This window comes from Oceaniovalibus sp. ACAM 378 (genome assembly GCF_008085915.1).
GTDB lineage: Bacteria > Pseudomonadota > Alphaproteobacteria > Rhodobacterales > Rhodobacteraceae > Oceaniglobus.
This window is the reverse complement of record NZ_VSJK01000020.1, coordinates 49,124-74,711: the sequence shown is the minus strand read 5'-3', so window position 1 is coordinate 74,711 and position 25,588 is coordinate 49,124. Positions and strand designations below refer to the sequence as shown.

General features: G+C 56.4%; 18 protein-coding genes and 7 pseudogenes. 11 read left to right on the top strand and 14 right to left on the bottom strand.

Annotated elements, in window-relative coordinates; genetic code table 11:
* Positions 1-725 precede the first annotated feature (725 nt).
* A complete protein-coding gene (locus FQ320_RS21195) occupies positions 726-1,142 on the bottom strand; it encodes a universal stress protein (RefSeq protein WP_148475308.1) in 417 nt (138 codons plus the stop codon).
* A gap of 396 nt (positions 1,143-1,538) precedes the next feature.
* On the opposite strand from FQ320_RS21195, the gene FQ320_RS21190 reads away from it, so the two are divergent.
* The 3 genes and pseudogenes from FQ320_RS21190 to FQ320_RS21180 all read left to right on the top strand — a co-directional run bounded on the left by FQ320_RS21190 (position 1,539) and on the right by FQ320_RS21180 (position 3,305).
* Positions 1,539-1,829 (top strand): hypothetical protein, encoded by a 291-nt coding sequence (locus FQ320_RS21190; RefSeq protein WP_148475307.1) that lies wholly within the window; start codon positions 1,539-1,541, stop codon positions 1,827-1,829.
* A gap of 125 nt (positions 1,830-1,954) precedes the next feature.
* Positions 1,955-2,660 (top strand): annotated as a pseudogene (locus tag FQ320_RS21185) (IS6 family transposase).
* Between the two features lie 162 nt (positions 2,661-2,822).
* A complete protein-coding gene (locus FQ320_RS21180; RefSeq protein ID WP_148475306.1) occupies positions 2,823-3,305 on the top strand; it encodes a cytochrome C in 483 nt (160 codons plus the stop codon).
* Between the two features lie 449 nt (positions 3,306-3,754).
* On the opposite strand, the gene FQ320_RS21175 is transcribed toward FQ320_RS21180, so the two are convergent.
* The 3 genes and pseudogenes from FQ320_RS21175 to FQ320_RS21165 all read right to left on the bottom strand — a co-directional run bounded on the left by FQ320_RS21175 (position 3,755) and on the right by FQ320_RS21165 (position 6,034).
* Positions 3,755-4,456 carry an IS6 family transposase gene (locus FQ320_RS21175; protein ID WP_148475305.1) on the bottom strand — a complete coding sequence of 234 codons (702 nt, stop codon included), beginning with the start codon at positions 4,454-4,456 and terminating at the stop codon, positions 3,755-3,757.
* A gap of 66 nt (positions 4,457-4,522) precedes the next feature.
* A pseudogene (locus FQ320_RS26600) lies at positions 4,523-4,765 on the bottom strand (transposase); the annotation flags it as partial.
* Positions 4,766-4,939: 174 nt separating this feature from the next.
* Positions 4,940-6,034 (bottom strand): transglutaminase-like domain-containing protein, encoded by a 1,095-nt coding sequence (locus tag FQ320_RS21165; protein ID WP_148475303.1) that lies wholly within the window; start codon positions 6,032-6,034, stop codon positions 4,940-4,942.
* 777 nt (positions 6,035-6,811) lie between these two features.
* On the opposite strand from FQ320_RS21165, the gene FQ320_RS21160 reads away from it, so the two are divergent.
* The 3 genes and pseudogenes from FQ320_RS21160 to FQ320_RS21150 all read left to right on the top strand — a co-directional run bounded on the left by FQ320_RS21160 (position 6,812) and on the right by FQ320_RS21150 (position 9,516).
* Complete coding sequence (locus FQ320_RS21160; RefSeq protein ID WP_148475302.1) at positions 6,812-8,065, top strand: sorbosone dehydrogenase family protein; 1,254 nt, start codon at positions 6,812-6,814, stop codon at positions 8,063-8,065.
* Complete coding sequence (locus FQ320_RS21155) at positions 8,062-8,637, top strand: cytochrome c (RefSeq protein ID WP_148475301.1); 576 nt, start codon at positions 8,062-8,064, stop codon at positions 8,635-8,637. The genes FQ320_RS21160 and FQ320_RS21155 overlap by 4 nt, the downstream gene beginning before the upstream one ends.
* A gap of 162 nt (positions 8,638-8,799) precedes the next feature.
* Positions 8,800-9,516, top strand: a pseudogene (locus FQ320_RS21150) (transposase).
* A 50-nt stretch (positions 9,517-9,566) separates the two neighbouring features.
* Here the strand turns inward: FQ320_RS21150 and FQ320_RS21145 are convergent.
* Positions 9,567-9,665 (bottom strand): annotated as a pseudogene (locus tag FQ320_RS21145) (IS6 family transposase); the annotation flags it as partial.
* A 423-nt stretch (positions 9,666-10,088) separates the two neighbouring features.
* Here FQ320_RS21145 and FQ320_RS21140 point away from each other — a divergent pair.
* Together FQ320_RS21140 and FQ320_RS21135 are read left to right on the top strand one after the other, a co-directional pair.
* Positions 10,089-11,282, top strand: coding sequence for a multidrug effflux MFS transporter (locus FQ320_RS21140; protein ID WP_148475300.1), 1,194 nt, complete (start codon positions 10,089-10,091; stop codon positions 11,280-11,282).
* Between the two features lie 234 nt (positions 11,283-11,516).
* Positions 11,517-12,014: pseudogene (locus tag FQ320_RS21135) on the top strand (IS6 family transposase); the annotation flags it as partial.
* Positions 12,015-12,027: 13 nt separating this feature from the next.
* Here FQ320_RS21135 and FQ320_RS21130 read toward each other — a convergent pair.
* A pseudogene (locus FQ320_RS21130) lies at positions 12,028-12,738 on the bottom strand (IS6 family transposase).
* A gap of 211 nt (positions 12,739-12,949) precedes the next feature.
* On the opposite strand from FQ320_RS21130, the pseudogene FQ320_RS26130 reads away from it, so the two are divergent.
* Positions 12,950-13,920: pseudogene (locus FQ320_RS26130) on the top strand (4-hydroxythreonine-4-phosphate dehydrogenase PdxA).
* Positions 13,921-14,210: 290 nt separating this feature from the next.
* Here FQ320_RS26130 and FQ320_RS21120 read toward each other — a convergent pair.
* The 8 genes from FQ320_RS21120 to FQ320_RS21085 all read right to left on the bottom strand — a co-directional run bounded on the left by FQ320_RS21120 (position 14,211) and on the right by FQ320_RS21085 (position 22,406).
* On the bottom strand, positions 14,211-15,485 hold the full coding sequence (locus FQ320_RS21120; protein ID WP_148475299.1) for a TRAP transporter large permease: 1,275 nt from the start codon (positions 15,483-15,485) through the stop codon (positions 14,211-14,213).
* 5 nt (positions 15,486-15,490) lie between these two features.
* A complete protein-coding gene (locus tag FQ320_RS21115; protein ID WP_148475298.1) occupies positions 15,491-16,066 on the bottom strand; it encodes a TRAP transporter small permease in 576 nt (191 codons plus the stop codon).
* A 114-nt stretch (positions 16,067-16,180) separates the two neighbouring features.
* Positions 16,181-17,179, bottom strand: a complete 999-nt coding sequence (locus FQ320_RS21110) for a TRAP transporter substrate-binding protein (RefSeq protein WP_148475297.1) — start codon at positions 17,177-17,179, stop codon at positions 16,181-16,183.
* 32 nt (positions 17,180-17,211) lie between these two features.
* Positions 17,212-18,135, bottom strand: coding sequence for an amidohydrolase (locus FQ320_RS21105; RefSeq protein WP_148475296.1), 924 nt, complete (start codon positions 18,133-18,135; stop codon positions 17,212-17,214).
* Positions 18,136-18,193: 58 nt separating this feature from the next.
* Positions 18,194-19,105: an NAD(P)-dependent oxidoreductase gene (locus tag FQ320_RS21100; protein WP_148475295.1), complete on the bottom strand. Its 912-nt coding sequence runs from the start codon at positions 19,103-19,105 to the stop codon at positions 18,194-18,196.
* A gap of 89 nt (positions 19,106-19,194) precedes the next feature.
* A complete protein-coding gene (locus tag FQ320_RS21095; RefSeq protein WP_148475294.1) occupies positions 19,195-19,977 on the bottom strand; it encodes an enoyl-CoA hydratase in 783 nt (260 codons plus the stop codon).
* Positions 19,977-21,269: a CaiB/BaiF CoA-transferase family protein gene (locus FQ320_RS21090; protein WP_255509651.1), complete on the bottom strand. Its 1,293-nt coding sequence runs from the start codon at positions 21,267-21,269 to the stop codon at positions 19,977-19,979. The genes FQ320_RS21095 and FQ320_RS21090 overlap by 1 nt, the downstream gene beginning before the upstream one ends.
* A gap of 414 nt (positions 21,270-21,683) precedes the next feature.
* Positions 21,684-22,406, bottom strand: a complete 723-nt coding sequence (locus FQ320_RS21085) for a GntR family transcriptional regulator (RefSeq protein WP_148475293.1) — start codon at positions 22,404-22,406, stop codon at positions 21,684-21,686.
* A 329-nt stretch (positions 22,407-22,735) separates the two neighbouring features.
* Here FQ320_RS21085 and FQ320_RS21080 point away from each other — a divergent pair, with 329 nt between their 5' ends.
* Both FQ320_RS21080 and FQ320_RS21075 read left to right on the top strand, forming a co-directional pair.
* Positions 22,736-24,121 carry a hypothetical protein gene (locus FQ320_RS21080; protein WP_187394018.1) on the top strand — a complete coding sequence of 462 codons (1,386 nt, stop codon included), beginning with the start codon at positions 22,736-22,738 and terminating at the stop codon, positions 24,119-24,121.
* Positions 24,122-24,536: 415 nt separating this feature from the next.
* A complete protein-coding gene (locus FQ320_RS21075) occupies positions 24,537-25,547 on the top strand; it encodes a TRAP transporter substrate-binding protein (RefSeq protein WP_148475291.1) in 1,011 nt (336 codons plus the stop codon).
* Positions 25,548-25,588: the final 41 nt, after the last annotated feature.

Below are 25,588 nucleotides of genomic sequence, written 5' to 3'. Positions count from 1 at the left end.
CAATCCCCATAGCAACAAACCACCCACCAAGCCCAACCCCGCGATTTCCCGCTTGAGCGCTTCTCCGACGCCAGGCAACGTCCCGCGTCACTCAAACGTCGCGCGGGGCGTCCGAGAAACCTACATCGGAGCGGACATTGAGTCTTTTGGTCGGATGACCGCCGCATGCCCCGCAAGGCTTATCATCCCTGCGATATTTGAGGTCTCCGGGCTGCTTGCTTTGGTGGGTCATTCCGCGTCCGTTGATGAGGCTTCAGTGACCTTTACCTTTTCGCGTCGGGCCAGCTTTGAATTCCAGCCATCCTTGCGGCGCCCCGTCGGTTCGTAGCAGGTCTTCTGCTTGCCAGCGCGGCGCGGCTTTGGGGGCGGCTTGTCCCGTCAGGCGTGAAATAAAGTGCCCTGAAGCTCTCGGCAGTCGAGACAGTGGCATAGGCAGACCCGAACCCCGTCGCAATGATACGAAGGTTGCCGCAAAGGCATCCGCCCTTGAACCGATCCACGTTCCTCCTCCAAGACGAGTCCGCTCCATGGATTTCGCTTGTGAATACCTGATGCGGCAATGATGAATGTCAGGTTCTGGGACGTCATATGTGACGATCGGACGTGAGCAAAAGGTCTGAATGACATCCTACCGCAGCACCCCTCCGCAAGGGTGCTGCGTTGCCGCGTGTCGGTCTAAAGCTCAGCTTACCTTAGGGATTTCAATCTTGCTCCCGGGTTATGGTTCATTGACGCACGATGAGGACCGACATGCTCGCATGCAACGCGAGATACCCTGCATTCGATGCGATGAGATACTCGGCGAAACTCGGAACATGACTCGCCATCACGATCAGATCGATGCCGATCGCATCGGCGGCACGCTTCAGAACGGCATCAAGATCGACCGCCGGGTCGTGGCTGATCTCGGCGTGTGGTTTGAACGTAACTCCAAGCGCCTTGGAACGGTCCGCCGCAAAGGCGGCAAGTTTTTCCGCATACTCCCCGGGCGTGCGCGCGATTTCGGTTGGCAATGACTGGCCGACGCCGACGATATGTGCCTTTGCAGTATAGAGTTTTGCAATGTCAGCCGCGATCGATAGAGCTTTGTCTAGTCGGTTGGCGTGCCTAAGATCTACTGGGATCATGATGTTTGAAAACATGTTGGCCTCCTGATGTCTGCCTTGAACAATACCCTACTTGGATTTTGACGTCCTTGCGATTGATCAAGCCCGCCACAACCCATCCTTTCGCTTCGGACCCCGCAGATTCATGTAGAGTGCAATCGAATAGCTTAGGGCGGGTTGGTGCGCACTGCCGACACCCAAACAACGAAAACGCTGCGCGGTGGATAAGTGGCCGTTCGGGGGAACCTGCGGTGCGGCTCTCGACGGGCAGGCGGAGGTCCGCCGGTATCTCGGGTATCAGATCCTAAAGGCAGGGTTGCGAAGTCGTTGTGACGCTTCACAATTCATTTGAAGCACAACTCACACGTGATTGTGGTGAAGTAGTGGGATCCGTTTTGTGCTAAATTGCTGCGACAACCGATGGAGGGAGAGATGCGTTACATCACAATCACCACATGGGAAATCGCACAAGGAACTGATTACCAAACATCTTTGCGTGCCATTGAGGAAAAGCGCCTCCCCGCGCTCAAGAGTTTTGGGGCAAGTCGCGTCACTGTGATACGCACCAGTGACCGGACCAGCGCGGCGATTACTGAGTGGCCGGATAAGGCCACGAGGGACATGGCGGAGTTGAAAATCGACGCGGTTCGCAGATCGGTCCACAAGGAGGATATGAGCCGCCTGACAGGTGAGATGAGGGGCGAAATTGTAGCGGACGTTTAACGCTAGTTTTCGTCGCCGGAATCTTGAAATGATGCGAGCGCCGCCAAGTCCGGCGCAGGGGACGCATGGCAGGGTATTGCCAAGTTGTTGGACGGATCTGATCTGGGTATGGAGAACTGACGAACATTCCAACCCACATCCTGCGTCTGAAGGGCTTTCGATATCCAAGTGAGATCCTTGTGGACGCTGTCTGGGCCTACCATCGTTTAGCTCTGAGTACGGCTGATGTTGAAGACCTGTTGGCTGCGCTAGGAGTGATAGTCAGCCGGGAAGCCACTCGTCTTTGAGTCAATCGCTTTGGTCGGTATTTCGCTGATTGCATCCGCCGGGATCGACCACCGCCGAGCGACAAGTGGCACCTGGACGAGGTAGTGCTCACGATCCGTGGCAAGCAGCACTGGCTCTGGCGCGCAATCGACGCAAATGGCAACGTCCTCGATATCCTCGTGCAAACAGGTCGAAACGCCAAGGCAGCAATGCAGTTTTATGAAAGGCTGGTTGCAAAGTTTGGCCAACCGAGGGTCGTCATCACCGACAAATTGCGCAGCTACTTATCAACCCAATTAAAACAGTAGCCCCGGACGCTGATCACCGTTCCCACAAGGGTCTAAACAACGCGATCGAAGTATCGCCCCGGCCGACCCGAAAACGAGAGAAGATATTTGGCCGATTCAAATCCCACCGGCAAGCTCAGAGGTTTCTGTCCCCGTACGCTCAAATCAATCTGATCTTCCGCCCGCACGCTACCAACGTTCAGCAGCCTCATACCGCCACGCCCGCTCCGATGCCTTCAGCCTCTGGGCCGACTACACCGCCGAAATGGCGACATGATCCTGTCTTTTCCAAGGTTCACAAGCTGACGCCAACGGCTTGGCAATACTCTTGACTTTGTTTTGGATGGGTTCAAAATCTGCATGCCCCGATCCACGAGCGGGACCGTGAGCGCCATGCTTCTAACGTGGCTTCATTCGCTCGACGCGGAGGAGACATAAATTGACACTCAAGCTTTGCTTGGCGGCGTTTGGTGCCGCTTTTCTGCCACTTGCAGCCACTGCCGAAGACGGAACCATCTCAGTAGAACGCGGCCTTCAGATTTCGATCATAGGTGGCTGTCACGATTGCCACACACCAAGATACAGTGAAACGGAAGGCAAGATCGATCCGGTGAACGCGCTTATCGGAAATCCCGTCGGCTTCCAAGGACCCTGGGGCACTACTTATGCGGCGAACCTCCGACTCACCATCAAGGGTGAAAGCGAGGATGATTTCGTTGAATTTGCCAAAACCTTTAAGGCGAAGCCGCCGATGCCCTATTTCAATGTCCATGCGATGGACGAGAGCGATTTGCGCTCGCTCTATCTCTACATCGGTTCTCTTGGTGAGCCCGGCAATCCCGCGCCGGAAGCACTACCGCCGGGAGTTGCGCCACCAACACCCTATGTTGTCATGGCGCCTCCAACGATGCCAAAGGGCTGAACTCCGCCGTCGGTGCCGCGCTATCTAACCGGTTATCTGGCATATCAAAAATGACAGTCTACTTGGGAGACCATGGGCTAAAACGCTCCAGATCGTGTGAAAACGCGGCGGCATTTAGCGGCGTGCCGATGGTCAATGACTTTCATCGTCCATTAGACTGGCGAACTCAAGGCCCTGCAAGAACTGACGGCTCCTCTGTCAACGGCGGAGACAAATCCGGCCACGCGGCGGGGCAAAACCAGGCCAGTGGCGGGGTGCCAAGCGTCATGGCACGCGCTCGCCAGATAGCTGGCGCTTGCCATGGCGCATTGGCCCGCAGGGCCAATTCTGCAACGGGTGCTAAGGTGGCGGCTTCGGCCTTACGTGCGCGGCTTTTGCCGAGCCGATAACTGTCACCATGGTATTACCAAGTTGATTGCCCCAGACTGTGAATCTTGGCGAAGGATGTATCATGCTGTAATCTCGGCGGTTTCGGCGGTTTTGGCGGCCCAAAGGCTGAAGGCGTCTGAGCGGGCGTGGCGGTATGAGGCTGCTGAAAGTTGGTATTGGTGCGGGCGGAAGATCAGGTTGATTTGATCATACGGGGACAGAAACCTTTGAACTTGCCGGTGGGATTTGAACTTGCTCAAGATCTTCGCTCGCTTTCGGGTCGGCCGGTGCGAAACCTCGATTGCGTTGATCAGACTCTTGTGGGCCCGGTGATCCGCACATGGGGCTAACGTCTTGATTGGCTTGATGTAGCTGCGCAACTTGCCCGTGATAACGACGCGCGGCTCGCCGAAGCTTGCGACCAATCTTTTGAAGACCCGTTTTGCTGCTTTTGCATTCCGGCGCGTTTGCACGAGAATATCGAGCACATCTCCGTCAACGTCGATAGCGCGCCACAGCCAATGTTTCTGGCTACGGATCGTGAGTACTACCTCGTCAACGTGCCACTTGTCGTTCGGTCTTGGTCGGTCACACCGGATGCAATCCGCGAAGTGCCACCCGAAGCGGTAAACCCAAAGACGGATCGCTTCCCGGCTCACAAGCACACCCCGCTCCGCCAGTAGGTCTTCAACGGCGGCCGTGCTCAGGGCGAAGCGATGATACGCCCAAACAGCATAAGCAATGACCTCACGTGGATATCGAAAGCCCTTCAGACGCGGCATATCGGTGGGTATGTTCGTCAGCTCTCCATACCCAGATCAGATCCGTCCAACAACTTGGCGATGCCCCTGGCACCGCCGCCGCTCGGACCTGATCCCCTGGCAGTAGCCACGCAAAAACATCCGGATCATCAGCTCGGGGTCAATCGAAGGACGGCCATGTGAACTTTAAAACGGGGCCAGAAGCGACCGCACATCTTTCTGATCCAAGAAGCGATCAATCCCACGCACCGGGTGATCCTGCGGCACAAACCCATCTATGGAGAACTCGTAAAACAGCGCGCCCTGCGCCACTTGCCTCGGTCCCATCATCGCCACGCCCTCCACTCTCAAAAAGAGTGAATCAACACATCGAGATCCAATCAAGAGACTATTTTCAATAGTATCTCCGCATAGCGGACCTCGGTGTATACCGCAGTGAAAATTACCGATATATGAAGGTGAGGGCGATCCTCCGCTTGGGAAGCAGAGGACCGATATTGCGCTTCAGCCTGAAGTCTCGCGTGCGCTGATCGAATAAGCGAAGTTTTCTGGGTCGAGTTCGTCGAGCCATGTGTCGCCAATCGTTGCCTGAGGATACATCAAGAACGGAATCCTGCTTCGGGGTGCTCCGGGAAGGACCACGTCGTGTGTAAAGTTGTATGCAATCCAATTCCCTTCCCACGCGCCAAAAAGCGCGCGCCTTACGTCTTCAACCTCGGCATCTTGTAGCGTCAACGTCTTTGGCGGCTCCTCCAATACGACCTTCCGAACATCCGCTGGATCGACAGGTGTCCAACCGAACCCGTCAAGGAAAACGTCAGCGCGACAGTGCTGTGCCTTCGTGACATCAGGCGACCCTGCGCCGAGGCTCTTGTAACCGAATGCCGATGGAGCAACACGCAAGCCGTAGACGTCACGGGCCGGCAATTCGACTGCTCTGGCGAGGCCAACATAAAGCGAGTTCAGGTCGGCACATTTACCGGTCAAATCACCCATCGTGAGCATTGAAGCTATGTCGCCAAGCCCGCAACCACGTGTTTCAGGATTGCGCTCGGTGCTATCAACGACCCAGTCGTAGATACGGCGCGCCTTTTCAACGTCGCTGGTTGCCCCTTTGACGATTGATACGGCCGTATCTCGGACGATTCCGTCGGTGGGGATCAGGTCGGTCGGTGCGGTGAAACGCATTCGTTCTTCAGCCGAAAGAGGCTTGTCCAGGCCGGGGCCGTTCAAGTTCACCCGACGGTTCCGCGCGGACGCGGAAGACGTGACATCAAGGGTGGCCTCGCCTTTCGTTTCCAGCCAAATCGCGTGAACGAAGAGGGTGCCGTTGTCGTCCGTTTTCAACGAGATATGATCCGCGTTCCCTGTCCATGTTGTGTCGCCAGCACGCATCCAGTCCCCCTCAGTGACGGACGGAACCGGGATCCAAGCTTGCGCCGTCGCCCCGTTGAGCAACATATTGACCCGAGTTTGGATCTCGAAGTTGCGCCAGTCGGCAGGACGGGGAGCGAAGTTCGCCATCGCGATCCGGGGGAGAGCGGTTGCACCCAAAGCTCCACAGGCGAGCCCCATGGCTTTTCTTCTGTTAAAATCCATGACAGCTATCCTTTAGCTAAAGTTTATGAACTGCTTGAGTAGGCGAACACTACAGGTCGGACAAGCGTGCTCCCCAAAGCAGCCAATTGTGAGCTGCAGAACATGGCAGCGACGGAGCCCCAAACCAACCGAAGCTGCGGGACGGATGAACGACCGCCCCCTCGGAGCGCGCAGACAAGCTGCACGTTTTCACCTATCTTGGCTGCGATCAACCAAGGTGCCCGCATGAAGGATCGATACGAAAACTTCCTGTCAGATAGAGGGAGAAGAACATGCCCGCGACCGGCCCGGGCATCCATGGTATGTCCCAGATCCCGCTGCATGGCAGCGCATGTTTACATGCGCGAGAATGAGACCTCGCAGGGCGCACTGGCCTGATCGCTGGTGGGCGGCTTGCGCGGGACCGGCGGCTTGGCCCGCCACTTGTGCAGTGTCCACCTTGAGGTGCAGAGCAAAACCGGCAAGCCAGTGCCAGTCAGCGAGACCGGCTACAAGTCGCACTTTCAGCCTCGTAAGGCCGTCGAAGACTTTGGCGGGCCGGTCAAATACGTCACAGCATGGCTCGATCATGAAGTGAGAACACCGGTATGGCAAAAGTACGCCGAGCAGCAAAATCAACTCACACTATCCTAAGTAGTAGGAAATGGTACAAGATCGATTAGAAGTTCGGACTTCCAATCGAACTTTCACTTGTTCAACCATTGATTTTATTGACACGCAATCCGCTGCACGTGAAGGTTGAGGTCCTGATATCTGTTCAAGTTAGGGAGGGATTCGATGAAGATCTTGCTCACTACGGTGACTGCGATGTCTCTGGCGGCAGGTACCCTGCACGCGCAAAGTGCAGACTTGCCGCAAAATATTGAACGACTGCAAAGCATGCAGTCCACCGGAACCACAGATTTTACAGTGATCGATCAGGCTGGTGATTACGCCGAAGGCATCAAGAAGTCTTTGGAACGGATCAAAATGCCTGACGGCTTCAAAATAGAGCTTTATGCCGTGGTGCCTGACGCGCGCCATATTGCTGTTGGTCCGCAGGGGGTTGCCGTCTTTGTCGGAACGCGCAAAGATAAGGTCTGGGTCGTCACCGACCGGAATAAGGATCGCGTCGCGGACGAAGTGAAGGACTTTGCACCTTCGCTGACGTTCACGATTCCGAACGGTGTCTGTTTCAGCCCCGATGGATTCCTGTATATTGCGGAACAGAACCGCGTTCTGGTATTCCCCGCCGCTGAATTCTTTTACGAGTCGCCCGATGTTGCCGTTGGGCAGGTTGTCCCGCAAGGCGAGTTGATCCCTGCGGAAGAGGAAAGTTTCAACCATACCGCACGGGTCTGCGACATTGGCCCAGATGGCAAGCTTTATATCTCGCTCGGACAACCTCACAACGTGACGCCGCCGGACAAGGTCCAGAAATATTTGGATACAGGAATCGGCGGCATCATTCGTATGAATCAGGATGGGACCGGTCGCGAGATTGTGGCCCGTGGCATACGCAATTCAGTCGGGCAGGATTTTGATCCGATTGGCGGCGATCTGTGGTTCACCGACAATCAGGTCGACGGCATGGGTGACGACATCCCGCCGGGTGAAATCAACCACATGACCGAAGTCGGCCTGAACTTTGGCCACCCCTGGTACGGCGGTGGCGACGTGCGCACCAACGAATACAAGGACGAAGAGGTGCCGGTCGACGTGACCATGCCAGTGTCCGAAACGGTGGCCCACGCGGCTGACCTGGGCATGGTGTTCTATACCGGCAAGCAGTTTCCGGACAAGTACAAGAACGCCATCTTTTCGGCACAGCACGGATCGTGGAACCGCACGACGCCAGTCGGCGCGCGGGTTATGGTCAGCACGGTGGCCGAAGACGGCACGGTCACGACGGAACCTTTTGCCGAAGGCTGGATCGACGAGAACGCCGAATATCTGGGCCGTCCAGTCGATGTCGCGAACCTGCGCGACGGGTCGATCCTTGTGTCTGACGATCTGGCAGGCGCGATCTATCGCATCAGCTACGACGAATGATGCGCAGTCTTGCTCTGGGCCTTGGCGGGATCATCCTCGCCGGGACCGTTTTCGCGCAAGATGCTGGAGGCGACCCGGAAGCGGGTCGCCTGCTGGCTGGTCAATGCCGGACGTGCCACGGGATTGACGGCTACGCCAAGATACCGATTGCGCCGCATATCGGTGGTGAACAGGCGGCCTATCTGGCGACCCAACTGACCGCCTTTCGTGACGGTACCCGTGTGCACGAAATGATGTCGGTTGTCGCCAAGTCCCTGACTGACCAGCAGATTGCCGATCTTGCCGCTTGGTACGCAAGCCAGCATGCCACGGCGACCCTGCAACAGGACGTGTCTGACGCGCCTGCGGCCTGCGTCAGTTGCCATGGTGTCGACGGAATAGGCGTGATGGACGGCGTGCCTAATCTGGCGGGCGAAACCAACATCTATATAGATACGCAGTTGCATGCCTTTCGAAACGGAAAGCGAACCCATGAGATCATGAGTGCCGTCTCTGCGGATATGACAGATACCGAGATCCGCGCCGTGGCCGACTGGTATGCCAGCATAAAGTTGGAGATTTCGCAAAAATAGCAATGATGGGGTCTGATGCCGGAGGGGGCAGAATCGTATCACAAGGAATTCTGTCGCCGCCGCTTCATAATATCGAGCACAGTAATTTTGCTGATCGTCGTTGTTGCAGAACTCTGACGGTTGAGGATTCAGAGCGTGAATCCATGCGGTTAGACAGACACCATGAGCAAGCCGGCACCCGCCCGCTACCGCACGACGAACTGGTCCAGCTACACTGCTTCTCTTCGCAAACGCGGGTCGCTGTTGATCGGTTTGGACAAGGAGATGACTTGGCTCGCGCCGCATGACGGCAGCCCCGGTCGCCCTGCGGTTTTCTCGGATGCTTCGATCCAGGTCTGCCTGACCATCAAAGTTCTGTTCAGGCTGGCATTGCAAACGACCGGAATGGTGGCGAGCCTTTTGAAGATGGCAGAACTGGGCTGGGCCGTTCCCGATTGCACGACCCTGTGCCGACCACTGTCGGCAGTGCATGTTTACATGCACGAGAGGAGGCAAAAGACATTGGCAGTTCTGATCCCATACCGACGCGCTGATGGGCCGCTCAACCTTTTGGTCTAAAGCACTGGGATCAAGTTCCTCGGTGACGGTGAATGGCAGGCCCGCAAGCATGGGCGACCGTGGAAAGTGGACCGCCCGGCCGCAATCGCTCGGAATGAAACCCTGCGTGCCATCCGGCATTATGGCAGGGCGTTCTGGAAGCGCTGGACCGGATATCACGCCCGAAGCAGGATCGAGGCGAAGATGCGCTGCCTCAAAGCCTTTGGCGAACGCATCGCCGCAAGAGACCCGGATCGCCAAACCGCCGAAATCCAGATCCGCATCGCAGTGATGAACCGCTTCTCGGCCCTCGGAACGGCCGAGATTGTTCGTGTCGGTTGATGCCGGGAAAGGGGCTCTCATGCCTCAGGAGTGAATTACGCAACAACGCCGCTGAGCGCAAAACGATGGTACGTCCAAACTGCGTAAGAATTGACAGAACGCGAAAAACGCTAGCCTTTCAGGTGCGGCTGGGAAATCTGGCTGATCATCCGACTCTGCTACCGACAGTCAAAAGTTGGGTCAACAAGTTGTCGATTCCGCCCGTCCACATATGGCACATTGATGCTGTCGGGGGGCGGTCACATCATCAACGCCCTTTGGAGGCCCTCACCGGTCCAACCCAGATCATCTCCTCCGCTGCCCTCCGGTGATAGCGAAAACTCGATTTAGGCGATGACGCACCAAGGCAAATAGCGGCGTGGGGCGGTGGCCGGAATGACACCCGGCGACACCGCGGCCTCTGTCCCCGGCGTTGCCGTTGGCCACTTCCAGCCAAACGAACGAATGCGTCTTGCAGTCGGATTCGTGTTTTGGCACGGTCCGGTTCGGCGATCGGCGGCGTGAACACATCCCAAACTCATCGACGGGGCCTGCTGATCGGGCGCTCGTCGGATTCTCTGAAAGCAAACAAGATGTCTGGCAATCTCATCCGCTCGGCGGTGGTGCTTGGTGCCCTCTCGATAGTTGGTCCGTTCGCGATCGACATGTATTTGCCTGCCATGCCGGCCCTCGCCGCGGACCTTGGCGCCAGCGAGACTGCGATTCAGGCAACGATCACGTCCTACTTCGTTGCGTTCGGCCTTGCACAGCTCGTCTATGGCCCCTGGGCCGACCAATCGGGCCGCAGGCTGCCGATCTTTTTCGGCGTGGGTATCTTCTTACTGGCCTCAATCGGCGCGGCACTGGCCGGGACGGTGGCGGAATTGACTGCATGGCGGTTCGTTCAGGGACTGGGCGGCGCTGTCCTGATGGTGGTGCCGCGCGCCATCATTCGCGACATGCATAAAGGCGCGGAAGCGACGCGTCTGATGGCGATGATCATGCTGGTGATCTCGATCTCACCAATGCTCGCCCCGTTGGCTGGAAGTGGGGTGCTGGCGCTGGCTGGGTGGCGCGGAATCTTCGTGGTCTTGGCCACGGCGGCACTGATCAGCCTCACGATGACTGCGACACTATTGCCGGAGACGCTGCCGCCCGAACGTCGCGTGCCGGTGAATGTCCGCTCGATGTTACGGGGTGCACGTGTCCTGTTCACTGATCGCGGTTTCCTGGGCCTGACATTCATCGGCGCCTTTGGCATGGCAAGTTTCTTCGTGTTTCTTGCCTCTGCCTCCTTCGTCTACATGGACGAGTTCGGCCTATCGCCCACCGGCTTCTCGATAGCTTTCGCCGTGAATGCCATCGGATTCTTTGCGGCTTCACAGCTGGCTGGGCCGCTGGCCGAACGGATTGGTCTGGCGCGGACCATCCGGTTTGGCACCGGCATGTTTGCCGGCTTTACACTTGTTCTTCTGACAATTGCGCTTTCCAGCCACGCCAGCTTGCCAATCGTGGTCGGGCTGCTCTTTTGCGGCAATGCAGGTCTTGGGTTGGTGATCCCGACAACGATGGTCATGGCGCTCGATGATCACGGCGACATCGCGGGACTCGCCTCTTCGCTTGGCGGCACGTTGCAGATGCTGACAGGTGGCGGGATGATCATCGCTGCCAGTCCGTTCTTTGACGGCACGGTAACACCGATGGTCGCGGTCATCTCACTTTGCGGGGTCATCGCCTTCGGCTTGACGCTCGCCACGTTGCGCCACGGGCCGGCACCTGAGGAGTGACCGACGAAGTTCTCACTGTTTCCTGTCAGCCTCGAGATCAAGGCAGCCTTTTGCAACAACCTTCATTTGCTCGGCCACCATTCAGCCAAACCTTCTTGATCAGTCCCCCTGGAACTCTCCCGAAGGGACTGTTGCGTTGTCGGGTCTGGCGAGGCGATGGTGTGCCGGTTCAATGTAGCACATGGAGGGGTTTGCCAAGTAGTTGGACGCATCTGATCTGGGTATGGAGAGCTGATGAACATCCCAACCCACATGCCGCGTCTGTTGGGCTTCCGTTATCCTCGTGAGATCATTGCGTACGCTGTCTGGGCCTACCATCGCTTAGCCCTGAACACGGCCGACGTTGAAGACCTGTTGGCTGCGCGGGGAGTGATAGTCTGCCGGGAAGCGATCCGGCTTTGGGTCAATCGCTTTGGTCGGTATTTCGCTTATTGCATCCGCCGGGATCGACCACGACCGAACGACAAGTGGCACTTTGACGAGGTAGTCCGCATGATCCGTGGCAAGAAGCACTGGCTCTGGCGCGCAATCAACCCAAATGGCAACGTCCTCGATATCCTCGTGCAAACACGCCGAAACGCTAAGGCAGCAAAGCGGTTTTTCAAAAGGCTGGTTGCAAAGTTTGGCCAACCGAGGGGCGTCATCACCGACAAACTACGCAGCCACATCAACCCGATTAAAACAGTAGCCCCGGAGGTATTGCCAGGTTGTTGGCGTCAGCTTGTGAATCTTGGAAAAGACAGGATCATGTCACCACTTCTGCGGTGTAGTCGGCCAAGAGGCTGAAGGCATCTGAGCGGGCGTGGCGGTATGAGGCTGCTGAAAGTTGCTAGCGGTGCGGGCGGAAGATCAGGTTGATTTGATCATACGTGCACAGAAACCTCTGACCTTGCTGGCGGGATTTGAACTTGCCGAAGATCTTCTCTCGTTTTCGGGTCGGCCGGTGCGATACTTCGATCGCGTTGTTTAGACCCTTGTGGGCCCGGTGATCCGCACACGGGGCTAACGTCTTGATTGGCTTGATGTCGCTGCGCAACTTGTCCGTGATTACAACGCGCGGCTCGCCGAACCTTGTGACCAATCTTTTGAAGAACCGTTTTGCTGCTTTTGCATTCCGGCGCGTTTGCACGAGAATATCAAGCACATCTCCGTCAGCGTCGATTGCGCGCCACAGCCAACGTTTCTGGCCACGGATCGTGAGTACTACCTCGTCAAGGGGCCACTTGTCGTGCGGTCTTGGTCCGTCACACCGGATGCTATCCGCGAAGTGCCGCCCGAAGCGATTGACCCAAAGCCGAATCGCTTCCCGGCTGACAAGCACACCCCGCTCCGCCACCAGGTCTTCAACGTCGGCCGTGCTCAGTGCGAAGCGATGGTAGGCCCAAACAGCATAAGCAATGATCTCACGTGGATATCGAAAGCCTTTCAGGCGCGGCATATCGGTTGGAATTCTCATGGCGGGCCATAGTCTGAACAGGCAAAAGGAACGATTTGCCAATACCATTATCGCTTGCAAAGCAAATTAATTCCATTTTGAATAATAAATGCAAAATGAGGAATAACATGACCCATCCGATCAGAGTCGCCTTTGCAATTGGCGACGCGGGGGGCATCAGCCCGGAACTTGCCACAAAATCCTTGCTGATACCGATACCTACAAGAATGACATGATCGTAATCGGTGATCGTCGGTTGCTCGCACGTGGCGAAATGGATGCAGGCGTGACACTGGATCTGCCTGTCCTGCCCATGGCGGATATGGCAGGGGCCCTGCCGGATGACACGTTCATGATCGATCTGGGTAACTGCGATCCCGAAACCGTCCCCCAAGGCACGTGGAGCGTCGAAGGCGGATGTTCGGCAGTACAGAACTTTCGCTGGGCCCTGCTGGCGGCCCATGCCGGACTAACGGATGTGGTGTTTTTCACCCCCTTCAACAAACATGCCATGCTCATGGCCCAATCCGATTACGGGGATGAAATTGGGTTCATCAACGCCACCATCGGCGCAACCCCGCCCGGGCGAGAATTCAACGTGCATGACGAAGTGTGGAACGCCCGCGTCACCTCGCACATTCCGTTGCGCGAAGTGGCCGATGCTTTGACTGAAGATAAAATCTTTCAAAGTTTCAAACTGACCACCGAGATCATGCAGGGCGCCGGGTTTGACCGACCACACATCGGTGTCGCCGCATTGAACCCCCATGCTGGTGACGGGCGCAACTTCGGCACCGAGGATGACGATATTATCGCCCCCGCTGTAGAGCGTGCGAAAGCCGAGCAGATGGAGTCACCGGGCCGGTCCCGTCAGACACCGTATTTGTGCGCGCCATCAAGGGCGAATTCGACGCCGTTCTGACCATGTTTCACGACCAAGGGCAGATCGCTATGAAGCTGCTTGGCTTTGATCGTGGCGTGACGCTGATTGTCGGATATCCATTTCCTATTGTGACCCCTGCCCATGGCACCGCCTATGACATCGCGGGGCAAGGCATTGCAGACACTGGCGCGACCAAAAACGCAGTAGAGTTGGGGCGCAATCTAGCCCATCGCCTGCCGCGCAAAGACACGAGCGAAAGCTCTGCTGACCTGCTTGGCCATTTCAAAAAGGCGCTCGACCCCGAAACCGTTTGGGGCTGACACTCTGCCCCGTAGTTCTGACCGGTGTTCAGCGCTGGTAAGAATTACGGGGCTGCTTGCTTTGAATAGGCCTCAGAACGGTTTGTGCAGAAGGCCGATCATCAGGTTGTGGTTGCGAACACCATTCTGACACCCAGCCCCCTGCCACACCGATCCTGAGCGAGGCCTGCGCCCCATAGCATCGGTAAAAGTGTCAGGTTCAGAATTCTCACGCGGCCGCTCGGAAAATGATTGCGCCGCAGCCCTTGGATTGAACTGCGATTTATTTTTCAGAACTTACGCCAATTTCCTTAGCGCAACATTTTCGGCAACCAAAGTACCAGATCCGGCCAAATCGTAATTACGAAAAGCATCAAGAATAGCGGTATATAGAATGGGACCACTGCACGCAGAACCGCCCACATCGACACTTTGGCAATGTCCGATAACATGAACAGCGCCAGTCCAAGCGGCGGCGTCAGCAACCCGATCATCAGGTTGAACACAAATACGATGCCAAGATGAACAGGATCGACGCCCGCCATGACCAGTGGTGCAGCAATCAGCGGCGCAACCAACAGCGTCGCGGTGGTGCTGTCCAGAAACATGCCAACAATCAAAAGCAGAACATTGGCCATGAACAACAGCATCAAAGGCTCGGTTGAAATGGTCAGCAGGCTACGTGTGACCATCTGCGGCAACTGTTCAACCGCCATCACCCAGCCAAACAAAGCGGCCGCAGAAACAATGATCAGAACCGCCGATGTGGTCTTTACCGTTTCAAACAGTGCAAAAACAAAACGCTCCCACGTTAAGTCACGGTAATAGAAGACGGCGATGATCAAGATATAGGCAACCGTCACAGACGCCGCTTCGGTCGGCGTGAAAAAGCCGTTCAACATACCGCCGACAAGAAGCACCGGCGCCAGAATTGCCGGTAACGCGGGCAAGAAAGACTCCCACGCTTCTGCAATGGTGGGCCAGCGAGACGAGCGCGGATGATTGTGCCGGATTGCCAGCCAACCAACCATCACCATCAACATCGCAATGAACATTATGGCGGGCAAAATACCCGCGACCAGAAGTTGCACGATGGAAACGCTTGTGACCGAGCCATAGATCACAAGCGGGATAGACGGCGGAAAGATTGGCCCCACCAACGCCGAAGCGCCGGTGACCGCAGCAGAGTATTCGGGTGTAAATCCGGCCCTAACCATCGCCCTGACCTGAATTCGTCCCAACCCGCTGATATCGGCAAGAGCCGCGCCCGATGTTCCTGAAAAGACCAGCGATCCAATCACATTGACCTGCGCCAATCCGCCGGGAACCCGCCCGCCTAAAATTTGCGCGAAACGATAGATATGGCCGGTGATTCCGGCCTGGTTCATCAGACTGCCGACAAAAATAAAGACCGGAACGGCAACCAAGGGGAATGAATCAAGTGCATACGTCATGCGCTGCGCCATCAGCTCGATCGGAAAGCCCGACACGAGAAGATAGACCATCGCAGGAACAGCAAGCGCAACGACCACGGGAAAGCCGAGGATAAAGAAGCCAACAAAGGCCAGAATTATCAGGATGGCCATGGTGCTTAGTCTTCCTTCCGCTGGGGTTCCAGAACGATGTCGAAATCCTGCGGAGGTTCTTGTTCCTGCCTAAAGGTGATGTAGAGGGGCCGATTATGAAGCGCCTTAGCAAGCTGGATCAGACATTCGAGACAGGTCATCGTAAAGCCGCAAAAGGCAGCGCCAAAGAAGATCCAATAGGGAATTCCCAAGGTCGGTGTCGCGTTTCCAAGGTTGCGGCTGATTGCGGTCAGGCTTGCGAAGGCCAAGATGGCAAAGGCCAGAATGGCAATAACCGACCCGGCAAATCTTATCCCAGTGATGACCCTGCGCGGCAGGAACGCCACTATTTCTTCCATTCTGATGCTGGCCCCAGACGACACGACATAGGGAAAAGCGAGGAACACGGAGCTGATCAACATAAAGCGGGTCAACTCTTCCGCGCCGACGATCGGGCTGGAAAATACTTCGCGCATGATGACCTGAATGAAGGGCAAAGAAATCAGTGCGATCAAAACAAACAGACTGCTAAGCCGAAAGACCCAGCGAACAGGTTCGATCATGCGGTCTATCGCGTAGGCCCGGCCATCCGTGGCGGCCACGGCTTTCGGCACTTCCGGGCCGGAATTATTGCTATCCACGAAAGACCTCCTCCACTGCGGTACTCTGAACAAAGCAGGCGGCGCAGGTCATCCCACGCCGCCCTTATTCAACGCTTACTGAATCGCGCGCATACGCTCGATCAGCGGAGCCCAGGTTGGAAAGTCTTTCGCCACTTCGATGCCGACCGATTCACGGAACTCATCAACCTTCAGCCCGTCGGCCTCGGTGATAAAGGTCATGCCCTTGCTTTTCAGCTCGTCAATCAGCTCGACCTCTGCCGTAAGTCCACGCTCCAGAGTCTCGGCGCCGATTTCTTCCGCGACTTTGGAAATGATTTCGCGGTCGGCTTCCGGGATCGATTGCCACACGGTTTCATTGATGAACACCGGCAGCACGTTCTGCATGTGTCCCGTCAGCATAACGTGGGTTTGCACCTCGTACAGCTTGTTCGCGTTGATCATCGTCAGCGGGTTTTCCTGCCCGATCACCATACCGGTCATCAGCGCAGTCGGCAGTTCCGCGACTTCTACTGGTGTCGGGATCGCGCCCATACCGGTGACCATCGTGGTCCAAAGCTGCAGTGGCACACCCCGGAAACGCTTGCCTTCAAGATCAGCCGGGGAATAGACTGGCATGTTTGCCGTCATCTGGCGTGCGCCGCGATACAGCCGGCCGATAATGCGAATATCGGCGGCTTCGATCAGTTGCTGTGCCAAGTCCTGCATGACTTCTGAACTTTTCGGATCTGTCGCCGCCATCGCATGGCGACCATCACGATAGGCAAAGGGGGCCGCGAAAGCCGAGATGTCGGGCAGCAGTCGCGCGAGCGAGGCAAATTCGTGATGCGCCAACGGAATCGCACCGCTACGCACGCCGTCTACGGTTTCCTGCGCGCCGCCAAGCTGGGAGTTCGGGAACACCTGCACTTCGACACGGCCTTCGGTGGCCGCTTCAACGCGTTTGGCGAACTCTTCCGCATACCAATACTGGATGTCACCTTCCGAGCCGACGTGGGCGTAACGGATCGTTACGGTATCTGCCTGTGCAGACATCCCGCTCATCGCAAGCGCTGTGGTGGCCCCCATGAGCTTCAACATTTGACGTTTATTCATTTTTATTCTCCTCCTTGTTTTGACTGCACTTTTTAAACTTTCACGTCTCGCAATCTGTAGGCGCGCGCTGCGTTGTCGTGGAACAGCCGGTTCCTCCCCTCCTCAGGGAAATCGGCTGTTGCAGCGAGAAAGCCGGAAAAAATCGTATCGAAATCACCTGCGAGCCGATCGACCGGAAAGTTGCTGGCAAACATCGCCCGTTCGATACCAAAGATCGAAATAACATCGCGGATGATTGGCCCGTTGGCCTCGACCGTCCAAGGAAGACCCGGACGGCCAATGCCAGAAATTTTGATAAAGACATTGGGCTGAGCGGCCACAGTCTCTAGCGCCTTGCGCCAGTCTTGCAGCGCCTCGGGGCTTCGGTCGGCGGGCAGGCCAGTATGGTTCACGATAAGCGGCGTTTGGGGAACATCCCGCGCCAGTTCCGCAGCTGCATCCAGATGCCACCACGGGGTCTGAAGGTCATAGGAAAACCCATGCTGCTCAAGAAGCCGGTAACCATCACGCCAGACCGGATCATCCATCGATCCAGCCTCACCACGCCTTGCCTCTGGTGCGGTGGCCGCCGAAGCGGGCTTGTGACGAATGCCACGCAAAATCGACACTTCAGCAAGCGTTGAGAGGAGTTCTTCTGCACCCGGATCGGCAAGATCGCACCACCCGACCATAACCGAAGGAACGCCGCTGCTGGCTGCGATTTCTGCAACCCAGCGGCTTTCCTCGGCTGCCTTTTTGCGGTTCCATTCGGCCTCGATATAGACCGAGCCGACAATTGGCCAACCGGCTGTATCAAAGCGATAATCGTCAGGCATATAGTTGCGGCAGATCGAAGAATAATCACCATAGCGAAAGGGGATCCGCTCTTCCTTGAGCCACGGAAGATCGTTTCGCAGATCCCATATGTGATGATGCGCGTCGATGACGGCCTTTGGACGCTTGGGAAGCTCGCTCATCTAGTATTTCTCCAACCTTAGATCTTGATCAGATGGTATCAGCGTCCACTGTACATCTTCACTTGGATTTCTTCCTCTCTTCCGCTTCGTGTTCGTAAAGCTTCACCACTCCGGCGGATTCAGTCATCTCATGGCCAAGCGCGACATATTCGTTAAACCGCGACACGCCTTTTTCGATGACCGGAAGATCAACCCCAAGCCCCTGCGAAAAGGCTGAAACCGCCTTGAGATCCTTCAAAAGCTGGCGTGCAAAGCTGGTGGGTGGCTCAAACGCGCGTTGCTGCATGATGGGATAAAGCCGTTGCAAAAGGGTGCTGTCGGCATGACCCCCGGCAAGACAGGCGGGCAAAGCGGCGGCATCAATTCCCGCAGCTTCGGCCAGCATCAAAGCCTCGGCCATCACCACATAACCCGTGCCAACAATGGCCTGATTCAAGATCTTTGTGGTCTGGCCAGCGCCTACCGGCCCCATAAGCGTCAGGTTGCCTGCCATCTGATCAAGCACAGGGCGGACCTTTTCGAAATCCTCGGCAGAGCCGCCGGCCATCACCGTCATGCCGCCGTTGCGTGCAAGCTGCGGGCCACCTGATACAGGCGCGTCCACCCAGCCAGCGCCAGTCATCTTGCGCAGACGCTCGGCCGCGTTGCGGGTGCCTTCGGGATCAGCAGTAGAGAAATCCACCACAACGGCAGGTCCAGCACCATTGGCGGCAACGCCGTCTTCGGCAAAGATGCAGCGTTCGACCGCAGCCATGTTCAGAACGCACATCATGACGATATCGCTGGCAGCCGCCACTTCCGCCGGGGATTGCGCGGCAATGGCTCCGTGCGGAACAACTGTTTCAAGGCGTTCTGGCTCAAGGTTCCAAACGGTAACGGTGTGGCCCAGATCAAGAAGGTGGCGCACCATCGCCTCTCCCATCAAGCCGACGCCGATGAACCCGAGTTTCAGCTTAGCTGCTTGCGTCATGTCATTCCTCCCTAATTACAGTTCTTCCAGACACCTGCCGTGCCGCCCCCGCTTCGGTCTGCAAATTGGACGCGCTGCCGTGTCAGTCCCTATCGGCCCGTCCATTCTGGAAGGGTTTTTGTTTTACCAAGAAAGATCTCTACGCCGCGCCGGAAATCTTCGCTTCCGTAGACTTGGCTGATCACGTCATCTGCATCTGGCAGGTTCTCAAGCGTCATGCGACGCAGCACTTCCTTGCAGGCTGCTGTTGTCAGCGGCGCGTTTTCCGCCGCCCGTTTGCATAGATCATCGACGCACCCATCAATTTCGTCCCGCTCGACCACTTCGAGTAGGAAGCCATTGGTCATCATCTCTTTCGCTGGGATGATTTCGCCGAGCAAAAGCATGCGCTTTGCCACTGAGACACCAATTGCCGCCCCAATCCGCGCAACGCTTAGCGCGGACAGGCAATTACCCAAGGTCCGCCCAATCGGCGAGCCGAACCGCGCCTCTGGCGTCGCAATGCGGAAATCGCAGGCCGAGGCGATGTTAAGTCCACCCCCAACACACCATCCGTCCACGACTGCAATCGTCGTTGCGGAAATCTCGTCCAGCGCCCGCATGCAGGCATCAATGCGGGTCTCATAGTCGACCCCATCCGATCCCGACGTGAACTTTGCAAAACCGGAAATGTCGGTGCCGGAAACAAATGCTTTGCCGCCGACACCTCGAAACACAACAACGCGGATGTTGGAATCCGCAGTCACATCGCGCGCGGCATCTGCCAAGTCCTGCCACATGCCAGAGGTCAGCGCGTTAAATGCGCTGGGGTTGTCAAAGGTTATCCGCGCGACGGAGCCGGATTTTTCAAGAATGATCTGAGGCGCGGGCATCAGACGGCACCCCTATCACGGCTCAAAAGTCCCTTTTCCACAAGTTCGGCCAAGATCTCGTCTTCGTGTTCATTCAGCAATGGTGGGTGCCGACGGATTTGTTGCGGTGTCCCACTAAGCTTGACGGGAAACCCGAGTGCGCGGAATTCGCCTTCGACCGGATGTGGCACCATCTGCACCATCTCGCGTGCGACGGCCTGTTCCGATTCAACCGCCTCGCCGTAATCAAGGATCGGAGCCGCCGGAATACCTGCTTCTTGCAATGCTGTAATCCACTCTTCGCGGCTTTTGCTGCTGAACGTCGGGGCCAATGTTTCGATCAGAACGATCCGGTTGGCCACTCGCGCAGCATTGGTGGCAAACCGCTCATCTTGTTGCAGCTCTTCTATTCCCATCACCTCAAGCAACTTGAGCCAAAGCCCCTGGTTGGCAGCACCGATGACAAACCAGCCATCAGATGCTTCAACCGCTTGATAAGGTGCGGACATGCGGTTTGCCGATCCAATCGGAACGGGGGATTTTCCCGTTCCCCAAAGCTCAGTGGTTTCCCAGACTGATAGGGACAAAGCGGCCTCGAACAGCGAGGAGTCGATGAACTGACCCTCGCCGGAAACCTGCCGCCCGATAACGGCGCTGAGAATGGCATAAGATGTGAACAACCCTGCCCCCAAGTCGGCAACAGGTATCGAATTCTTGGCAGGCTCCATTCCTTCGAAGCCGTTGGAACTGAGAACGCCCGACACCGCCTGTGCGATCAGATCGAACCCCGGACGCTGCGACCAAGGGCCGGTCTGTCCGAAACCGGAAATACTGGCGTAGATAAGACGCGGGTTGATCGCGCGCAGCGTGTCATAATCCATGCCCAACCGACCGGCCACGCCGGGCCGGGCATTTTCGACAAGCACATCAGCGGTCTTGACCAGCGCATACAGCTTTTGGCGGTCCGCATCGGTTTTCAGGTTGAGAGTGATACTGCGTTTGTTGCGATTGAGAGCCAGAAAGCCGGGGCTGTCAGAACCCTTCAGACGAAAGCCCATGGACTGGCGCGTCGAATCGCCAGTTTCCGGCGGTTCAATCTTGATAACATCCGCGCCCATATCAGCGAGCAGCATGCAACAGAACGGCCCTGCCATGACCTGAGAAATATCGAGAACTCGGATTCCCGCCAGCGGCAACGCCATAACTTTTCCTCCCCAAAAGTCTATTTTATTCAAAGGAGTAACGGCCTGCTTCACCACCTTTGAAATTGCATTCAATAATGGAAAGCCAGCATTAACGCAATACGTATCCAAAATCTTGTATATCGTATAGGATTAGTTGGCAACTGAGATCACTGTTGCGGCGACTGACGAACGTCAATTTCCATTGCAAAGCTCACCCCTTTTTGGTCCGGTTGAACCATATGTCGATACGGAAGAGTTCGTCATTGTGGCTTGAGGCGCGGATCGGATCTGTTCGCGGCGTTGCTTGGGTGTGCAGGAGGTGGCTTTTGCGACCAGCAGCGGCCTTCAGACTCGCTGATTGACGAAATCGCGATATGTTACGGACTTAAGGCCGACACCGACGCATTGATTTTATAGAGATGCCGAAAGATATTAAGGTGAACGTGCAAGCCCCGAACCGCTTCGGAAAGGAAACCGTTCCCGCTGGCCGCAGCGACAAGATGATGACACTTGCACGATGGCATTAAACTGGGGTTCAGATGGTCAATCAGGAAGGCCCGCCCTCCCTGATTTCTGCTCTGCCAACGTCTCTTCCTTGGCGACACCCCATCCGCGAGAAACATGGGAGCGCAGCAATGCACCAAGAAGCGCGACGTTACGCTCGGAAATGGCAATCAGGATCTGCTCATGTTCCTGAATCGCACGCTTCCACCGTTCGGGCGACTTGTTGCTGTCATATCTGTAACGGGCAAAGCGGTTGTTAAGCTGAATCATCGTCTCCATTAACGTCGGATTGCGAGAGCCTTCAACGATCAGACGGTGGATCTCCTGATTGACCTTAAAGTAACCAAGAAGGTCACTGTCGAGAAACCGATCCGTCAACTCCGCGGTCAGGACGGTCAGACGCTCGATCTCTTCGGGCGTCACACGTTGGCACATCAACTCTCCGGCAAGCCCTTCCAGCGATGCGATCACTGTCATGGCGTGATCCACATCTTGCGGATTGGTCTGTGTGACAATGGCCCCGCGATTGGGCTTTAAGGTCAGAATCCGTTCTGCGGCAAGAACCTTGATCGCCTCGCGCAGCGGCGTACGAGAGATTCGCAAGCGCTGGCATGTCCTGACCTCTGGTATTCGGTCGCCCGGCCCAAACTCCCCTTCAATGACGCGATCCCGCAACCAGTCGGTTACACGCACATGCTGTGTCTGGCCGTTCTCGTCGGCGAAATCGGGTAAAGGAGCAGTCGAATCTATGTGTTCTGTCATTTGGCCAGCCTCGTGTTTTCAGAGCCCATTTTAAAGATGGTGCCATATCCGCAAACGGGAAACAGGATAGATTGCACGCAACCTACTCGAATATTCGTACATTCCAGAATAATTTGTTGACGAATCCGTCTCTTTGCATGCATTTTAGGTTTTAGAGGGCCTAACTGTCTATTGGTGCAAGCGTTTTCCACCCGGGGAAGGATCACGAAAACATCACCGTCAAGGTGTCACTTGGAGTTCACCCGGCCGAACCGGCCAGGCGAAACCTACACTTGAGGCTGCGGCCGTCGACATATTGAATTTTGCCCTGCTTCTGGAGGAGAAGGCGCTTGCACTACGGTTCCCTGCTTGAAAAAGCCAAGCAACATAAACTGCGGGTCGGGCTTATCGGGCTTGGCGACTACGGACGTTCGCTGCTGTTTCAGGCCCGCAAAGCTGCCGGGCTGGACATCGTCGCAATCTGTGACACCGATGCTGACCGCGCATTGATTGCCATCAAGGCAGCGGGCATTTCCGAAGACCGCGTCGTGCAGACGAATTCACTTGTTCAGGCAACTGCTGCCATTGAAGCAGGCTCAATCGTGCTGACTGACGATGGAACACTCGTTCCGCGCATGACTGTCGATGTTGTCGTAGAAGCAACCGGGCATCCCGAAGCCGCCGCAACCCATGCTGCACTGGCGATTTCCGAGGGCCGTCACTTGGTCATGGTGTCTAAAGAGGCCGACTCCGTTATCGGCCCGCTTCTTGCCAAGCGCGCAACCTCAGCCGGAGTGGTCTATACACCTGTCGATGGCGATCAGCCCAGCCTGTTGATGCAACTTGTTCTTTGGGCGCAGGTCGTTGGGCTTGAGGTTCTGAGTGCTGCAAAATCCAGCGAGTATGACTTTGTATTCGACCCGGCGAGAGAAACCGTAACCTGTGTCTCCCAAACGGTTTCGGTCCCCGGCTTTGGCGACTTATGGAATTTCGCAGAACGAGATCCTGCCGAGGTCATCGCGGCACGCGCCGCGCAACTGACGGAAATCCCACAACGAACGGTGGCCGATCTTACAGAAATGGGACTTGTCGCCAATGCCCTTGGGCTGGGGGTCGACAGAGCAGATTTTCACGCCCCTGTCGCACGGGTGCAGGAAATACCTGATCTGCTTGTTCCGGGCGGTATGCTATCGTGCGGCGGAGTGGTCGATGTTGTCAATCTTTTGCGGCGCCCGGATGAATTCAGCCTTGCGGGTGGCGTCTTTGTAACTGTCGCCTGCGAGGACAGCTATACTTGGGAATTCCTGCGCGAAAAGGGCCATTTGGTCAGCCGCGATGGCAAGTCTGCAACCATTGTAAACCCGGTCCACTTGCTTGGGGTGCAATCCGCGACAACCATTCTGCTTGCAGGTCTCGAAAAGAGGTCTTCTGGTTCCGGACGTGTAGAAGCCGGGTTTGATCTGGTGGGACGCACAAACCGACCACTGAGCAAGGGAACCTTGCTTGAGCCGAAGGGGCGCCATCATGAGGTGGAAGGCATAGACGGGCTTCTCGTCCCGGCCCGTGCTGCCCGACCCGGCGCGCCCATCCCGTTTCACATGATGTGCCACCACCGACTGAATTGCGATGTTCCAGCAGGAACCGTGATTACGATGGACATGGTCGAAGCGCCGCAAGAGTCAAAACTTTGGTCAATGCGCAAAGAAATGGATGATGAAATGCTGGCAGATCGCTGACTGGGCGGGCTGTGCCAACAGGCCGACTTGAAACACACAACAGGATTTTCCGGATGATAAACCCCAAAGAGTCGAAAGCAGGACTGCGGTGCGCGATCAACTCTAGTGGGGTTGGGGGAGTGAACCGCGGACGATGGAAAAGGGGAATCTCTTGATCAGTAATGTATATCCTATACGATATAGAATGTGCACAGCCGTCGTCACAGCTCTTTCAAAGGCGAATTCCAGACCTCAGTCACTCGGCAATTCTAACGACACCGGGGCGCAGAAAGTTTTTCGAAACGGCAGTCCGATACAGACCGTCGGCAGTCACGATAGCCAAATGCCCGGGAGGCAGGGTGGTTAAGCGAGCCCTGAATAGGATCAAGAAAGCTATCTAGACGAACGAACCAAAGTGAATTTGCAGGGAGGCAATATGTCACGATCCATTAAACTTAACCGCCGTTTTGTTCTGGCCGGGGGCTTGGCTGCTCCACTGGTGCTGCGCGCACCCTTCGCATCCGCAGCGACCCAGTTGCGACTGACACACCCGGCGGACACAAGTCACCCGGTGCATATTGCGGCCGAGGCGATGGTCGCCCGCATCGGAGAGCGCACCGGCGGAGAGATCGGCATCACGATCTTCGCAAACAACGCGCTTGGTTCGCCGACCGATACGGCGCAGCAGACCAGACTTGGTGCGATTGACCTTATTCTGATGAACCCGGCCAATATCGAAGCGCTTTCGACCACCATTGGCGCCATCAACATCCCCTATCAGTTTGACGACTACGACCATGCCCACAAGGTGCTGGACGTGACCGCGCGTGACTGGATCGAAGCCCAGCTTGCGACAGCCGGCTTTTCTTGGATTGCCAACTTTGAATGGGGCTTTAGAGCACTGTCCAACAGCCGCCGCCCAGTGAACACACCAGAAGACGTCGAAGGCTTGAAGATCCGCGTTCCGCCAGAACTGGCCATCAAAGCAGCATTCGAAGCGCTTGGCGCCTCGACACAGACTGTCGCCTTCCAGGAAGTCTATCTGGCACTGGCGAACAAGATGGTCGACGGACAGGACAACCCCGTCTCGACAACCTTTGCTGCCAAGTTCTTTGAAGCGCAGAACCACTTGGCACTGACCAAGCATATCTACGCAACCATCATGCTTTGCGCCAATCCGCGGGTCTGGAACGACCGGCTGACTGAAGAACAGCGTGCGATCATTTCCGAAGAATCCATCAAGGCAGGCAATGAGGCACGTAAGGCAGTGCAAAGCGGCGAAGAGGCTGCCATCGCAACGATGGAAGGTCTCGGCATTGCAGTTACACGGCCAGCAGTAGAGCCTTTCCGCGCCAAAATGGGTCCGGCCTACGATCAGCTGCGTGCAGCACTTGGTGACCAAACCTGGACAGAATGGGAAAGCCTGGTGCAAGCCGCACGGTCCTAAACTCACCACAGATCCATTAACGGGAACGGAGGCAACACTCC

Bases quoted from the DNA above. Each gene is read 5' to 3' on its own strand.
- FQ320_RS21195 (WP_148475308.1), bottom strand. From the start codon at position 1,142: ATGTTTTCAAACATCATGATCCCAGTAGATCTTAGGCACGCCAACCGA.
- FQ320_RS21190 (WP_148475307.1), top strand. From the start codon at position 1,539: ATGCGTTACATCACAATCACCACATGGGAAATCGCACAAGGAACTGAT.
- FQ320_RS21175 (WP_148475305.1), bottom strand. From the start codon at position 4,456: ATGCCGCGTCTGAAGGGCTTTCGATATCCACGTGAGGTCATTGCTTAT.
- FQ320_RS21165 (WP_148475303.1), bottom strand. From the start codon at position 6,034: ATGGATTTTAACAGAAGAAAAGCCATGGGGCTCGCCTGTGGAGCTTTG.
- FQ320_RS21160 (WP_148475302.1), top strand. From the start codon at position 6,812: ATGAAGATCTTGCTCACTACGGTGACTGCGATGTCTCTGGCGGCAGGT.
- FQ320_RS21155 (WP_148475301.1), top strand. From the start codon at position 8,062: ATGATGCGCAGTCTTGCTCTGGGCCTTGGCGGGATCATCCTCGCCGGG.
- FQ320_RS21140 (WP_148475300.1), top strand. From the start codon at position 10,089: ATGTCTGGCAATCTCATCCGCTCGGCGGTGGTGCTTGGTGCCCTCTCG.
- FQ320_RS21120 (WP_148475299.1), bottom strand. From the start codon at position 15,485: ATGGCCATCCTGATAATTCTGGCCTTTGTTGGCTTCTTTATCCTCGGC.
- FQ320_RS21110 (WP_148475297.1), bottom strand. From the start codon at position 17,179: ATGAATAAACGTCAAATGTTGAAGCTCATGGGGGCCACCACAGCGCTT.
- FQ320_RS21105 (WP_148475296.1), bottom strand. From the start codon at position 18,135: ATGAGCGAGCTTCCCAAGCGTCCAAAGGCCGTCATCGACGCGCATCAT.
- FQ320_RS21100 (WP_148475295.1), bottom strand. From the start codon at position 19,105: ATGACGCAAGCAGCTAAGCTGAAACTCGGGTTCATCGGCGTCGGCTTG.
- FQ320_RS21095 (WP_148475294.1), bottom strand. From the start codon at position 19,977: ATGCCCGCGCCTCAGATCATTCTTGAAAAATCCGGCTCCGTCGCGCGG.
- FQ320_RS21085 (WP_148475293.1), bottom strand. From the start codon at position 22,406: ATGACAGAACACATAGATTCGACTGCTCCTTTACCCGATTTCGCCGAC.
- FQ320_RS21075 (WP_148475291.1), top strand. From the start codon at position 24,537: ATGTCACGATCCATTAAACTTAACCGCCGTTTTGTTCTGGCCGGGGGC.